The sequence below is a fragment of the Alteromonas portus genome (genome assembly GCF_005117025.1).
Lineage (GTDB): Bacteria > Pseudomonadota > Gammaproteobacteria > Enterobacterales > Alteromonadaceae > Alteromonas > Alteromonas portus.
On sequence record NZ_SWCO01000001.1, the window covers coordinates 14,458 to 27,978 of the forward strand.

A 13,521-nucleotide genomic window follows, 5' to 3' on the forward strand; every position below is an offset into this window, starting at 1 on the left:
ATCTATTTTTCTGCGAATCGGGGTTGTGATTTACGGATGTTTCACGTACAATTCGCGCCCTGTTTTTTGAATTGAAGCGTCAGTGGACGCAGAGCGGAGTTAACTATGTACGCGGTTTTCCAAAGTGGCGGTAAACAACACCGTGTGGCCGAAGGCCAAACCGTTCGTCTTGAAAAAATCGAAGTAGCCCCAGGCGAAACGGTTGAATTTGACAAAGTTTTAATGGTAAGCAACGGTGACGACGTAAAAATCGGCACACCAATCGTTGCTGGTGGTAAGGTGACTGCTGAGGTTGTTACACACGGTCGTGGCGATAAAGTAAAAATCGTTAAGTTCCGTCGTCGTAAGCACTCTCGTAAGCAAGCGGGTCACCGTCAGTGGTTCACAGAAGTGAAAATCACTGGTATCAACGCATAATAGGAGCACGAACACATGGCACACAAAAAAGCTGGTGGTAGTACCAAAAACGGTCGTGATTCAGAAAGTAAACGCCTAGGTGTTAAGCGCTTTGGTGGTGAATCTGTTCTTGCTGGTAACATCATTGTTCGTCAACGTGGTACTCGTTTCCACGCTGGTGACAACATGGGTATCGGTAAAGACCACACGTTGTTTGCACTAAAAGACGGTAAAGTTCAGTTCGACGTTAAAGGACCGAAGAACCGTAAATTTGTAAGCATCGTAGCTGAGTAAGCGCGAAAGCTTCTCGCCGAACAGGCTTAGAAAAACCCCGCGCTTGCGGGGTTTTTTGTTTTGTGAAACCTTTCTTTCTTTTTCTGTTCTCAATTAATAGCGTTTACATTTTGAAAATGAATTAGCGCTGAGCAAGGTTTTACTTCTCAATTATTTAGAATGCTGAGCAGACTCAAAAGCGCTGATGCGCAATTTGGTGTAAACTTAGTATTCGCATTAATAAGTTAATAACCCACGGCATTACAGCCCGGAGTGATAAATGAAATTTGTAGATGAAGCTGAAATTCGCGTTGAAGCCGGTGACGGCGGCAACGGTACCATTGGCTTTAGAAGGGAAAAATACGTACCTAAAGGTGGCCCAGACGGTGGCGACGGTGGTGACGGCGGCAGCGTATTCTTACAAGCCGATGAAAACCTAAATACATTGATCGATTATCGCTTCGAGCGTTTTCACCGGGCTGAGCGCGGCCAAAATGGGCAAGGCGGCAACTGTATCGGTAAGAAAGGCAAAGACCTCACTGTAATGGTGCCAGTGGGTACACGTGCTACCGATAGCGATACTGGTGAAGTATTGGGTGACTTAACTCGTCATGGCCAAAAGCTTAAAGTGGCACAAGGCGGTTTTCACGGTTTAGGTAATGCTCGCTTCAAAAGCAGTACGAACCGCGCCCCACGTCAAAAGACCAATGGTACACCAGGTGAAATTCGCAACCTTAAGCTAGAGCTTATGCTTCTAGCCGATGTGGGCTTACTTGGTATGCCTAACGCAGGTAAATCAACCTTTATACGCTCTGTATCGGCAGCTAAGCCTAAAGTGGCTGATTATCCGTTCACCACCCTTGTGCCTAACTTAGGTGTAGTTCGTCAAGACTCACAGCGCAGCTTCGTTGTTGCTGATATTCCCGGTTTGATTGAAGGTGCTGCGGATGGTGCTGGATTAGGCATACGCTTCTTAAAGCACTTAGAGCGTTGTCGTATCTTGCTTCACGTGGTTGATATTTTCCCTGTTGATGAAACCGATCCTGCCGAACACGCAAAAGCGATCATTGAAGAGCTCGAAAAATACAGCCCTAAGTTGGCAGAAAAGCCTCGTTGGTTGGTATTTAATAAAGTCGATTTGCTACTTGAAGAAGAAGCCGAAGAGCGCTGTCAGCATGTTATTGACGCATTAGAGTGGGATGGCCCAGTTTATCAAATATCTGCGTTCCAAAAGATGAACCTAGATCCTTTGTGTAACGACATTATGGACTTCATCGAAACCCTCCCAGCAGAACTGGAAGAGGAAGAAGAGAAGAAAGAAGTGGAATTCAAGTGGGACACTTACCACAAGAATACACTTGAAGCTCATGATGAGTTTGAAGACGACCTAGATGACGACGACTGGGACGAGGACGATTACGACGTGGAAGTTGAGTATCGTCGATGAGAAACAGTCGTTGAGAAACAATCTCTGAGAGTCAGCGGTTGAAAAACAGACTTAAGCAACAACCGATAAGAAAAGACCGAAGGCAATTAGCATCGTGTTTGTATCGGTAATAGTTTGACGTAAATAAACCGTTGTAAAAAATAGAAAGCTCGCATATTTGTTAAAGCAAAGTGCGAGCTTTTTTCATGCAGCGCAAACCATTTTTATACGGTAAAGCGCATTGGTATGGTGTTGTTTGCAACACTATTAGACGCTCTTATTACCGCATGAGCCCTGTCTACTATGGCGTTTCTATGATGAGGAAGTGTTAAGTGGAAATAAATCTCTTCAAGTAAGCTGGTTAAATTCATAATTTTGGCCGTCATCGCGCTATTTTCGCCGCCGTCAACTTCAAGCAAAATAACAGCGATATCAAATGCGCATCCAAGATAAGGGATTGCTTCACTTAACTGACCACTCTGCATCAGCATGGTGCCTTGCATTTCATCCCGTGCCATTACGTGAAGCGCTTGCTCTGGATTGCTATAGACCCAGTCAGCATGTTTAGGGCATAAGTAATTTATTAGCATTGTAGCCACCTCCTGACTCTACACTAGAGTATCTTTTTAATTATTGCAAATGATAATGGTTTTTATTTGCATGATTGTGGAGCGGACGCTTTTTTCTTTCGAAGTTGATATACTTCATTGCATAAAAAAGAACTCAGCGTGAAGGTTAAAAAATGAAGATAGCGATGATTGCAGCTATGGCAAAAAACAGAATTATTGGTGCAGACAATGATATGCCGTGGCATTTACCCGCTGACTTGAAGCATTTTAAAGCTATCACCTTGGGCAAGGCTGTCATAATGGGTCGCAAAACCTATGAATCAATCGGTAGGGCGCTTCCGGGTAGGCCGAATATTGTGATCACGAGTAATGAAGATTACAGCTTATCTGACGCTACTGTGGTCGACTCGCCAGAATCGGCATTTGAGGTCGCAAAAGTATTAAGTAATAAAAGTGGCGAGAATGACGAAGTAATGATCATTGGTGGCGGCACTATCTATCAGTCATTTTTAGATAAAGCGGATACTTTGTATCTTACTCATATCGATCTGACCGTTGATGGAGATACCAAATTTCCAGACTATGAATTAAATGCAAGTTGGACGGAAATATCCCGTGAAGAGCATGATACTGATGAAAAAAACGCGCATCCTTATACCTTTGTCACGCTTGTAAGAAACCAACAAGACTAGGGGCTGGAGTCCGCTAAACTTTTTCAACGTTAGAATAAAAAATGCCAGTGTTGAAACGCTTTTTTAAAAGCGGCACAACACTGGCATTTACGTTTTACTCTACAATGTGAGCAGAAGCTACTTCATTTGGTCGAACAAGTTCTCTAGTGAAAGACCTTGATGACCCAGCATATCGCGAAGACGGCGAAGTGCTTCCACTTGAATTTGACGCACACGCTCACGTGTTAAGCCAATTTCTGCACCCACATCCTCAAGAGTTGAAGGTTCATATCCCATAAGGCCAAATCGGCGAGCAAGTACTTCGCGCTGCTTAGGGTTTAGTTCTTCAAGCCAAGTAACAATATTACTTTTGATATCTGAGTCTTGTAAGCTCTCTTCAGGGCTAAACTCTTTCTCATCAGCAATAATGTCGAGGAGTGCTTTATCATTCTCTCCACCGATAGGTGTATCAACAGAGGTAATGCGTTCGTTTAGGCGTAGCATCTTAGTGACGTCTTCAACAGGCTTATCAAGGGCTGCTGCAATTTCTTCAGCAGTTGGCTCATGATCAAGCTTTTGTGAAAGTTCACGAGAAGCACGCAAATAAACGTTTAGTTCTTTCACTACATGAATGGGCAAACGAATGGTACGCGTTTGGTTCATAATAGCGCGTTCAATGGTTTGTCGAATCCACCATGTGGCGTACGTTGAGAAGCGGAACCCACGTTCAGGATCAAACTTTTCAACAGCTCGAATTAACCCTAAATTACCTTCTTCAATTAAATCTAGAAGTGCTAATCCACGGTTGTTATAACGGCGAGCAATCTTAACAACAAGGCGAAGGTTGCTTACGATCATACGTTTGCGAGAGGCTTCGCAGCCTTTCAGTGAGCGACGCGCAAAATAAACTTCTTCTTCTGCGGTCAGCAGTGGTGAAAAACCAATCTCGCCTAGATAAAGCTGTGTGGCATCTAGGTTTTTAGGTTGGTCATCCTGACTGAAAATGGCATCATCATTTTCTAAGTCAGCGTCGTTGGTTAAGGTTTCGTCAGCTTTCATATCAGCTGGCATATCGATGACATCTAAGTCATCTTGCGGTTTTGATTCCAAGGCTTTATTTGACTTACCCATCATGAATCTCCTGCTACAAGGTTTACCTTATGACGTTTCTCCTTTGTCTTTTTTTATTATTATTTATTTTTATTATTTTAATACTGGCAGGTATTTCATAGGGTCTAACGATTTCCCTCTATACCTAACTTCAAAGTGAAGTTTTACCGAATTTGTTCCGCTGTCACCCATGGTCGCAATCTGCTGCCCTGCCGACACCCATTCTCGTTCTTTGACTAAAATAGTATCGTTGTAGGCATAAGCACTTAGAAAGGTGTCGGTATGTTTAATTATTACTAAATTACCGTAACCTCTTAATGCACTCCCTGAGTAAACAACTTTTCCATCTGCTGCTGCAACGACTTTACTGCCTTTGGCACCAGCGATATCAATTCCTTTGTTGCCTGACTCTGACTGACTGAAGGTACCAATTAATTTTCCTTCCGCAGGCCAAACCCACTTTTGTACTTTGTCTGGGAAACTTGTCGGCGCTTGTTTTTTGACGCTTTGTGACGGCTTCTTGACAGTTGTAACTTTTTGTGGGTTAACAACTTTTTCACTTTCACGATACGCTTGTGGTGATGGGCGGTCAACCAAACTTTTGTCTACATTTGTGGTGGTCGGAGTTGTTGACTGTTTGGTCTTAACCTCAGTTTTTACGGGAGCTACAGCCACATTTGACGGAGGCGATACGTTTAATATTTGACCGGGGAAAATAGTGTAAGGGGCTGATAAGTCGTTGTATTTTGCTAAATCGCGATAGTCATTCCCGGTGTACCAAGCTACTGCGTAAAGGGTATCCCCCCGTTGCACTTTATAGGTTTTTTTTGTGTATTCTTCGCTTCCGTCTGCAACTTGACTATTTAGCAGAACAACAGGGGCAGGCGCAGTTCTTCCTGCACAGCCTCCAATGAGTACACAAATATATAACAAAAACGCTATGTAAACATGGGGGCTACGCATGTCATCGCAATAGTAAATAAGCGAGTACTGCTAGTACGACAACTGCCCATCCAAGCACTTCTACGTACTGCCTTAATTTTTGTTCCATTGCTGCGCCACCCCAACGCATGAGTGCTGCAACCAAAAAGAAGCGGGCGCCTCGCCCAATGGCCGATGCAAGGACAAAAGGTAAGAAGGCCATTTGCAAGAAGCCAGCACTTACAGTAAAAATTTTATAGGGAATAGGGGAGAAGCCAGCGAGAAAAACCACCCATACGCCGTAGTCTTTGAACCACTGCATTGCCGTGTCTATTTTGTGGGTATATCCCCAGTTCTCGATAAGCGGAGCTAGCCATGCATCAAAAGCAAAATAACCAAGCCAATATCCTGCAACACCACCCAAAATAGACGCAATTGTGGTAATGAAGGCAAATCTCCATGCCTTGTTAGGTTGCGATAATGCCATTGGGGCAAGCATAACGTCAGGTGGTATAGGGAAGAACACTGACTCAGAGAAGCTTAACCCACCTAAATATTTGGTAGCGTGACGATGTCTCGCCCAGCGTAATGCCATGTCATAACACGGCTCAAAAAGCTTCACATTAGCTCTCCTGCTACAAGGGGAACAAATCGTACCGATTCAATGGTCGATGTTTTCAGTTCACCTTCAATCCTATCAATACACAGCAACGACTGTTGTTCGTTGCCAACGGGAATAATCAGTCGTCCGCCTTCTTTAAGCTGATCGCACAAGTCTTGCGGAAGGCTTGCGGCTGCGGCGGTGACGATAATAGCATCATAAGGACCTTTCGATGCCCAGCCTTTCCAACCATCGCCGTGTTTCATTGCAATATTGTGAAGGTCAAGCTGATTCATTCGACGTTTCGCTTGGAACTGCAATGATTTAATACGTTCAACACTGAATACTTTGGCAAAAAGCTGCGCAAGAATAGCGGTTTGATAACCAGATCCCGTACCGATTTCTAACACTTTCTCGGGTTTGTTGGGACTACCTAGCAACAACTCTGTCATTTTCGCAACGATGTAAGGCTGCGAAATAGTCTGGCCTTGGCCTATCGGCAACGCCGTATTTTGATAAGCCTTGTGTTTCAGCGCGTCGGGTAAAAAGCTTTCCCGCGGCGTACCTGCAATGGCGTTCAGTACTGCTTGCGAACGTATTCCCTCGTTATAAAGCAGTTGTGCTAACGCGTCTCCTTTTCTAGAAGCTCTCATGATGTTGCGTACTTTCCTTTATTTTTATTCACAGCTACGCGAGGTTAAGTCTGTTGCGCGCTACACTTTTATCAATACTTTTTAAACCCGATTAATGGGGGATAAGGTCTCCACGCATTCTCTAAGGACTGAGGTTGCAAAACAGCCGCTTGGAAGCGCAAACGAGATAGTAAATGTATCACCCTTACTCTGCCATTCAAGCTGTGAAGGCCAAATTTTTATCGCTCGGCGCTCTTGTTCGACCCCGCATTGGCTTAAAAAGTCGATAACTTCACTGTTTTGTGTGGCAACCGTCTCTTCTAAAGTCAGCGCGTCAGCTTTCGTAACAAGGTTTCCCTTACCCCAAAGAGGCGCTGATGGGCATACATCTTTAGCATCGAAACGATGTTGTGCTTCCTGTTGCTGCTCAGAGCCGTCAGCACCGTCGTTAATAAAAAAGCTGTTAGAACCTGAAAGCACCAAAGCATCGCCGCTAAGTACCTTATCGAATGCTTCTTTTTCCAAACGAGCCGAAAGCATTTCATTAAATAGCCAGCTGCGCAGTGCCGAAAGCGCCATGGAGCGTTTGTTGCGGTGTCTAATGGTTTCTCCGTTTACCATCCGCTCGGCCATGACCAGGTTGCCTCCGCGCTGCACTTCGCCCATATCATTCAAGCGCATAACGCCAAAGCGTTGTTCGCCGTAATAATTTGGCACACCGTGTTGTTGAATTTCTTGAAGGCGCTCTTCAATAGCCTCAGGGTGTAATACCTGTCGCAAGGTGATAGTAAAATGATTGCCTTTAAGCTGACCGGTTCGCAACTTTTTATTGTGACGTATTTGCTTAAGCACTTTAACGCCTTCCAGTTCAAAGTTGCTGAAGTCGAAGTCAGGCTTACCCGGCGCGTGAATACCAAACCACTGTTGCGTTACCGCATATTTATCTTTGCGACCAGCATAGGTTATTTGGCGCAAAGGAAGGTTAACGAAACGAGCTAACTGTTCAGCGACAAATGCAGTATTTGTGTTGGTTTTTTCAATAAACACAAACTGGTGCTCACCTTCACCACACGGGGTATAACCTAAATCCTCGACAACTTGGAAATCGTCGGCTTGGAATTTAAAAATACCGGTAGATACAGGTTTTGCGAAATAATACTGCCAGTGGTCAGTGTGTAAAGGCTTCATAATTTTTCCAGTAGAACAACGGCGTGAGAGGCAATGCCTTCTTTGCGGCCTGTATAGCCTAGCTTTTCAGTGGTCGTTGCTTTTACGTTAATGTCGTCAAGCGCTACGTTGCAGTCTTGGGCAATAATCTCACGCATAGCAGCAATATGCGGCGCCATTTTAGGTGCTTGCGCCACAATGGTCATATCTGCGTTGCTTAAGCTGTAGCCTTTCTCTTTTACTACATTGACAACGTGACGCAGCAGCACGCGGCTGTCTGCACCCGCGTAAGCGTCGTCTGTGTCAGGAAAGTGCTTGCCAATATCACCAAGTGCTGCTGCACCAAGCATTGCATCACACAGTGCGTGTAGTAAAACATCGCCATCTGAGTGGGCTAAAAGACCTTGTTCATAGTCGATGCGGACGCCACCTATTGTGATGGGGCCCTCACCGCCAAACTTGTGTACATCAAATCCGTGTCCAATTCGCATTATGATTGTGCCTTTTGATTTATAGCGCTGTGGCTTTGTGCGCTGTAGTTTTGAGCGTCCTGGCCTTGCGCGCTAAATTTTTGCTTAAGATAAAATTCTGCCAAAGGAAGATCCGCCGGATGCGTTATTTTTATATTTGCCGGGCTTCCATTTACCATGGCAACTTTGTAGCCTTCAAGCTCCATGGCTGACGCTTCGTCTGTGATATTGGCGCCTTGTGATAAACCATTTTGCAGAGCGCGTTTTAGTAACCTTGCTGGAAAAAGTTGAGGCGTCAAAGCGTGCCAAAGACCGTCTCGGTCCTCAGTATGAGAAATAACATTTGTTGAGGATTTGACCCGCTTCATGGTGTCACGAACAGGGGTAGCTAGAATACCGCCAGAAACCTCATCACTGTTTATTAGTTCGAGCAGCGCGGAAATATCGCTCTCCTCGATACAAGGTCTGGCCGCATCGTGGACCAGTGCCCAATCGTTCTCGCCAAGTGACATAAGACCGTTCAATACGCTATCAGCGCGTTCCTTTCCACCATCTACAACGTGAATAGGTTTTTCACGTAACCGATATTGATCAAAGTACGCATCACCTGGGGTTATTGCTACAATCACGTCATCAATTAACGGATGATGTAGCAGCGCATCGATCGTGTGTTCAAGAATAGTTTTACCATTTAGGGTTAGGTATTGCTTTGGGCGGTCAGCCTGCATACGGCTGCCAACTCCGGCTGCGGGGATAACCGCAACAACGCGGGGCGATGTCATTTTCTTCACTTAGAATCTGCGGGCAAAATACGATAAAAGGTTTCTCCCTTTTTAATTAAACCGAGTTCGTTACGCGCTCTTTCTTCAATGGCTTCTAAGCCAATTTTCAAATCGCTGATATCAGCTTTCAGTAATGCATTGCGCTGAGCTAAATTAGCGTTTTGAAGGGCTTGAGTGTGAACTTCTTGTTTTCGGTTGTAATAATCGGGAATACTATTTTTTCCAAACCATAGCCTGTATTGCAGTAGACCAAGCAGTACTATCAATACAATGGGAAGCCATTTACCTTGCAACACAGATTCACCTGACAATGTGGTTAAGCGGAAAAAAGCAGAAGCGCTGAGCTTCTGCCGTGTCTTATTATGCCGCGAAGCAGCGTCGAGTCAAAGGCGCATTATTCACCTTGACCTAATTTCCCCTTTAATTTATCAAACAGCTTACTTTTTTGCTGCTCAACAACATTGTTAAGCTGAGCTTGCAGTAGTTCCTGCAGAGCAGCACTGTCGCCTTGGGCAGCGCTTAGCATGCTGTTAACGTCAACAAGTTCGCCAGATAACAGCGACTGTTCACTACTTATCATGCTGTTGAGTTTAGAGTTTAATTCATCAAGCTTGTCTTTCTGGCTGGCGGTTAGCTGGGAAAGCGCCGCTTGTGCTAACTTGTTATCAAGGTCTGATTTAATATTAAAGCCAGGGTTTGAAAGGGTCCCATCAAGCAACATAGTCATGTTCAAGCTACTTAAGGTTTGCAGTGCCTGAGCTATAGCGCTGGTAATGTCACTGGTACCCGTAGCTTCCATAACAAGCTGCTGAAGGTCAACTTCGCCCGTACCAGTAAGCATGTTGTCTGTAACTTTCATCGACCCATTAGTTTTCATCAGCGCTGATTTAAGCACCGCATTTAACGTTTCATTACCGCTAAACGAAATGTTAGACATATTCACACAGGCTAGTTGCCAGACTTGGCTGGCATCAACACCGTTGCCGTCAATCCAGAATTCACCGCTAGAAGTAAACGACTTTAATAACTCGCCCGCAGCTTCAATAGTAAAGGTAGTGGGGTTACCGAATACTTCGTGAACGTTTGTAATATTATTCCATTTGCTGGTGATAGATTCATTTTGCCAAAGCACCGATACATTGGCCTCTTTCACTAAAATTGACGGTACTTCAGTAGGCGCTTCACTTTTTTCTTCACCTTGAATAAGTGGCATAACAATTTGCATTGCGGCCATTAAATATTCAGTGTATTCCGCCGCTTTGTCACCAAATACAAAATAGGTTACTTGAGAAAGGGCGGCTTGATCGCCTGCAATCACTCCCTTAAGCAACGCGTAATCTTCTTGTGGCGCTTTTTTAAGTGCTTCAACACTTTCGCTTAGGGCTCGTTTGGCATCGCTTGCCTTTTCGGTGAAACTGCTAATTAGTGCGCGGTCTGCCTGCATTTCTTCTTTTAATTTATCAAACGAAGACTTCGCCTGAACCAGAGCTTGCGGATCTTTGTAGTTTGTTTCTTTTAGCTGGGCCACCTGCGTTTTGTAGTACTCAATGCGCGACTTATCAGGCAAAGATTCATAGTCGTCTTTAAGGCCTTTGCCATAGGTTTCGTAAGCCGCCTTTGCATTTTCAACGGCGGCAGTGGTTTTTAGCGGGTTACGAGCAAGCAGCTCATCAACCGTAGGCACGGCATCTTTGGCTTTTGCTTTAATTTCGTCAAACGACAGAGAACGTTCAGGAATGCGATACACTTCACCTTCAGACGCACGCTGTGTATCGAACTGCACTTCAAGCAAATTAAGATTATTAACAATAACTTGGTCATCTAACAGGGGTTTAAGCTCAACATCCGCATTGGCCTCACCTACAAAAACTTGGTTGTGAGTAGGCTTTGTGGGGTTGGTTAGCGCAATACCTTTTAGCGTTACCGTTGTTGGAAAAAGCGAATGGTCGAACTCGTCGATATTCACCTCAGCCCCGTAGGACTCCCCTAGTTTTGACTCAAGGATGGACTTAATAATGGTATTGGCGAATAAAAAGTACACCAAGAATAGCAATACGAAAAAACCAACAACCCATAATAAGATAGGCTTACCCCTTGAACCACTACTCATATTCAACTCCTTGATTTGATGCGTGTCTAACGTTGCGAGCAATTAAGTTACTACTTAATTCCAGTGGAAAAGCCAATTAAAAAGCGGAAATCGGCGCGTAGCGACTTTTAGTGTGTCTGAGTGTAATGCACTCAGACCTTTTGTTCCATACGTAGAGCGAACCACTAATAGCCTAAGAGCACCAAATAGCAACAAAGTTTAGTTTTCTATTAAATGACGACGATAGCAAAAAAGGTAGAGTAGGTTAAAGAGAGGAAGAGCAGTAAAGGGAAGGCCTGAATACGAGAAATCTCGTTTACTCGTCTATCAGGCCTCAAAAGATAAAAAGTTTACAGCTTAAAGCGGTTTGCTATATCCATAATCGCTAAGCAACTGCGTTTTAGTGCTTCGCTAGCTGCGGCTAATTCATCTGCCGTTTTCAAACTACTATCGGCTGCGCCAGATAGTGCGTTTATACGCATGTTGGCTTCTGTAGCCGCTTCCGCTTGTTGTTCAGTAGCTCTTGCAATTTCACTACTCATATCCGCTATTTCCGTCATCAAACGGTCAGCTTCTTGTAAGTTTTGGTTTGCTTGAATGGCATTATCCACTGTTTGGGCTGACGCAGTTTGGCTTACCTTCACCGCATCTACTGCGCTTCTGGCATTGCTTTGCAGCTTTTCTATCATGGCTTGAATTTCGTCGGTACTTTGACCTGTTCGGCTTGCTAGCGTGCGAACTTCATCCGCGACTACAGCAAAGCCTCTCCCTTGCTCGCCTGCTCTAGCGGCTTCAATAGCGGCGTTAAGTGCCAGTAAGTTAGTTTGTTCTGCAATACCGCGAATAACGTCTAATACAGCACCAATACTGTCTGTTTGCGCAGCAAGTTCCGTAACCACAGTACTTACACTTTCTATATCCGATGTGAGTGAACGAATGTCTTTAACCGTGCTATCAACCACCGCTGCGCCATTTTGAACATTGCCGCGAGCGCTAATGGTACTTTTTTCCGCAGAGTCAGCATTACTGCTGACATCGTTAATTTGTGTTGTCATTTCCTCCATTGCTGCGGCGACTTGTAGCATGTTCTCGTTCTGTGTCTGCGCTTGCGCATTGCTATTTTGACTAGACGTTTCCACGAGTTCTGCTTGCTGTGTGAGTGAACTGATATTTTCGCGAATACCCAATAAGGACTGACGCATTTTATCGGTGTACTCATTGAAATAACGGGCTAAACGCGTGATCTCATCTTGACCGCTCTCAGGAAGGGAACGCGTTAAATCGCCCTCTCCCTGAGAAATATCTTTCATGCGCTCTGTTACTTCTTGAACAGGCTTTACAATGCTTCCGCCTATCACATATACCAGTACCACAACCAGTACGACGCTAACCAAACAAAACACTACAATTAGGTTTCGAAGATGGGAAAATTCCTTTTCGAGATTGGTAAGGTATATGCCCGAACCCACCGTCCAGCCCCACGGCTTGAACTCTTTCACATAAGAAATTTTATCGGTAGGGGTCTCTTCGCCGGGAAGGGGCCAGACATAATCAACGAAACCATCACCGTTCGCTTTGATTTTTTGCGCCATTTCAATAAAAAAGGTTTTGCCGTTCCCGTCTTTAAAAGTTCTTAGGTCCTTACCATCTAGCGCGGGCTTTATGGGGTGCATAACCATAGACGGGGTTTGGTCCTGAATCCAAAAGTAGTTACTGCCGTCATACCTCAGCGCCTTTACCGCCTCTAGCGCCTGTTGTTTAGCGGTAGCCTCATCTACGTCGGTACGCGCTTCAAAGCTACCAAGCATGGTATGAACCACTTCAACAAGATGCTGGTTTTCATCGTAAGACTTTTGCTTCAATGCTTCGTAGTGCCTGTTTAATACAACTGCTGTTAGCAATATAAACAGCAGCGTAATTAGCCCAACAATAATGCCCAAACGTTGAATTAAACTAAATTTTCGTAACCACATTGGCAAATACCTATCTATTTATATTTTTGTTTTTTTATAGTGTAGACGGTTTTTTAATTTCTACTTTAAAGCCTAAATTAAAATAAGCAGGCCTTGCGAAGACGAAAAAGCAGAGCACGAATATTTACAATTGCCTTTGTGGATAGACGGGCGTAAATGTGTGGCCCGTCGCGCTGGGATAATCTATAGGTGTTCAACACTCGCTCAGTTAGCGAGTGGGAGTCGGTTTGATGACTTAAGTTCTCTTAGCGAAATACTTGATGCAGTGAAAAGCAGAGGCGATTCAGCGACATGTAAAATGTCATCCAACGCACTGACTACGTAGCTTGACAGAGAAACTGAAAAACTTTGTGAGCGGGGGCTTGGCAGGGCAATTTTGTGTGCTACCATCCGCGCAAATTTGGCCCAGTCGTGATCTTCATCCAAAAGTATAAAGTTAAA

At 44.6% G+C, this 13,521-nt stretch carries 15 protein-coding genes; 4 read left to right on the forward strand and 11 right to left on the reverse strand.

Annotated elements, in window-relative coordinates; translation table 11 throughout:
* Positions 1 to 105: 105 nt before the first annotated feature.
* The 3 genes from rplU to cgtA all read left to right on the forward strand — a co-directional run bounded on the left by rplU (position 106) and on the right by cgtA (position 2,116).
* Positions 106 to 417, forward strand: a complete 312-nt coding sequence (gene rplU, locus E5672_RS00065) for a 50S ribosomal protein L21 (protein ID WP_012517169.1) — start codon at positions 106 to 108, stop codon at positions 415 to 417.
* A 15-nt stretch (positions 418 to 432) separates the two neighbouring features.
* The gene (gene rpmA / locus E5672_RS00070; protein ID WP_012517170.1) at positions 433 to 690 is read left to right on the forward strand and encodes a 50S ribosomal protein L27; all 258 of its coding nucleotides are present in this window, start codon (positions 433 to 435) and stop codon (positions 688 to 690) included.
* A 259-nt stretch (positions 691 to 949) separates the two neighbouring features.
* Entirely contained in the window at positions 950 to 2,116 is a 1,167-nt protein-coding gene (gene cgtA, locus E5672_RS00075; protein WP_136780387.1) for an Obg family GTPase CgtA, read from the forward strand.
* A gap of 203 nt (positions 2,117 to 2,319) precedes the next feature.
* Here the strand turns inward: cgtA and E5672_RS00080 are convergent, their stop codons facing one another.
* The gene (locus E5672_RS00080) at positions 2,320 to 2,685 is read right to left on the reverse strand and encodes a hypothetical protein (RefSeq protein WP_136780388.1); all 366 of its coding nucleotides are present in this window, start codon (positions 2,683 to 2,685) and stop codon (positions 2,320 to 2,322) included.
* A gap of 164 nt (positions 2,686 to 2,849) precedes the next feature.
* Here E5672_RS00080 and folA point away from each other — a divergent pair, with 164 nt between their 5' ends.
* Positions 2,850 to 3,356: a type 3 dihydrofolate reductase gene (folA, locus tag E5672_RS00085; RefSeq protein WP_136781014.1), complete on the forward strand. Its 507-nt coding sequence runs from the start codon at positions 2,850 to 2,852 to the stop codon at positions 3,354 to 3,356.
* Between the two features lie 117 nt (positions 3,357 to 3,473).
* On the opposite strand, the gene rpoS is transcribed toward folA, so the two are convergent.
* The 10 genes from rpoS to E5672_RS00135 all read right to left on the reverse strand — a co-directional run bounded on the left by rpoS (position 3,474) and on the right by E5672_RS00135 (position 13,080).
* Positions 3,474 to 4,466, reverse strand: a complete 993-nt coding sequence (rpoS, locus tag E5672_RS00090; RefSeq protein WP_136781015.1) for an RNA polymerase sigma factor RpoS — start codon at positions 4,464 to 4,466, stop codon at positions 3,474 to 3,476.
* 72 nt (positions 4,467 to 4,538) lie between these two features.
* Complete coding sequence (locus E5672_RS00095; protein WP_205676459.1) at positions 4,539 to 5,408, reverse strand: peptidoglycan DD-metalloendopeptidase family protein; 870 nt, start codon at positions 5,406 to 5,408, stop codon at positions 4,539 to 4,541.
* A 1-nt stretch (position 5,409) separates the two neighbouring features.
* Positions 5,410 to 5,988: a YqaA family protein gene (locus E5672_RS00100; protein WP_136780389.1), complete on the reverse strand. Its 579-nt coding sequence runs from the start codon at positions 5,986 to 5,988 to the stop codon at positions 5,410 to 5,412.
* Complete coding sequence (locus tag E5672_RS00105) at positions 5,985 to 6,620, reverse strand: protein-L-isoaspartate(D-aspartate) O-methyltransferase (protein ID WP_136780390.1); 636 nt, start codon at positions 6,618 to 6,620, stop codon at positions 5,985 to 5,987. Before E5672_RS00105 ends, E5672_RS00100 begins: the two co-directional genes overlap by 4 nt.
* 81 nt (positions 6,621 to 6,701) lie before the next feature.
* A complete protein-coding gene (truD, locus tag E5672_RS00110; protein WP_136780391.1) occupies positions 6,702 to 7,787 on the reverse strand; it encodes a tRNA pseudouridine(13) synthase TruD in 1,086 nt (361 codons plus the stop codon).
* Entirely contained in the window at positions 7,784 to 8,257 is a 474-nt protein-coding gene (gene ispF / locus E5672_RS00115) for a 2-C-methyl-D-erythritol 2,4-cyclodiphosphate synthase (RefSeq protein ID WP_136780392.1), read from the reverse strand. Before ispF ends, truD begins: the two co-directional genes overlap by 4 nt.
* The gene (gene ispD, locus E5672_RS00120; RefSeq protein ID WP_136780393.1) at positions 8,257 to 9,018 is read right to left on the reverse strand and encodes a 2-C-methyl-D-erythritol 4-phosphate cytidylyltransferase; all 762 of its coding nucleotides are present in this window, start codon (positions 9,016 to 9,018) and stop codon (positions 8,257 to 8,259) included. The genes ispF and ispD overlap by 1 nt, the downstream gene beginning before the upstream one ends.
* Positions 9,019 to 9,023: 5 nt before the next feature.
* Entirely contained in the window at positions 9,024 to 9,314 is a 291-nt protein-coding gene (gene ftsB, locus E5672_RS00125; protein ID WP_136780394.1) for a cell division protein FtsB, read from the reverse strand.
* A gap of 98 nt (positions 9,315 to 9,412) precedes the next feature.
* Entirely contained in the window at positions 9,413 to 11,128 is a 1,716-nt protein-coding gene (locus E5672_RS00130) for a TIGR03545 family protein (protein ID WP_136780395.1), read from the reverse strand.
* A 329-nt stretch (positions 11,129 to 11,457) separates the two neighbouring features.
* The gene (locus tag E5672_RS00135; protein ID WP_136780396.1) at positions 11,458 to 13,080 is read right to left on the reverse strand and encodes a methyl-accepting chemotaxis protein; all 1,623 of its coding nucleotides are present in this window, start codon (positions 13,078 to 13,080) and stop codon (positions 11,458 to 11,460) included.
* Positions 13,081 to 13,521 lie beyond the last annotated feature (441 nt).

Coding starts and splice junctions, on each gene's coding strand:
- rplU (WP_012517169.1), top strand. CDS start 106: ATGTACGCGGTTTTCCAAAGTGGCGGTAAACAACACCGTGTGGCCGAA.
- rpmA (WP_012517170.1), top strand. CDS start 433: ATGGCACACAAAAAAGCTGGTGGTAGTACCAAAAACGGTCGTGATTCA.
- cgtA (WP_136780387.1), top strand. CDS start 950: ATGAAATTTGTAGATGAAGCTGAAATTCGCGTTGAAGCCGGTGACGGC.
- E5672_RS00080 (WP_136780388.1), bottom strand. CDS start 2,685: ATGCTAATAAATTACTTATGCCCTAAACATGCTGACTGGGTCTATAGC.
- folA (WP_136781014.1), top strand. CDS start 2,850: ATGATTGCAGCTATGGCAAAAAACAGAATTATTGGTGCAGACAATGAT.
- rpoS (WP_136781015.1), bottom strand. CDS start 4,466: ATGGGTAAGTCAAATAAAGCCTTGGAATCAAAACCGCAAGATGACTTA.
- E5672_RS00095 (WP_205676459.1), bottom strand. CDS start 5,408: ATGCGTAGCCCCCATGTTTACATAGCGTTTTTGTTATATATTTGTGTA.
- E5672_RS00105 (WP_136780390.1), bottom strand. CDS start 6,620: ATGAGAGCTTCTAGAAAAGGAGACGCGTTAGCACAACTGCTTTATAAC.
- truD (WP_136780391.1), bottom strand. CDS start 7,787: ATGAAGCCTTTACACACTGACCACTGGCAGTATTATTTCGCAAAACCT.
- ispF (WP_136780392.1), bottom strand. CDS start 8,257: ATGCGAATTGGACACGGATTTGATGTACACAAGTTTGGCGGTGAGGGC.
- ispD (WP_136780393.1), bottom strand. CDS start 9,018: ATGACATCGCCCCGCGTTGTTGCGGTTATCCCCGCAGCCGGAGTTGGC.
- E5672_RS00130 (WP_136780395.1), bottom strand. CDS start 11,128: ATGAGTAGTGGTTCAAGGGGTAAGCCTATCTTATTATGGGTTGTTGGT.
- E5672_RS00135 (WP_136780396.1), bottom strand. CDS start 13,080: ATGTGGTTACGAAAATTTAGTTTAATTCAACGTTTGGGCATTATTGTT.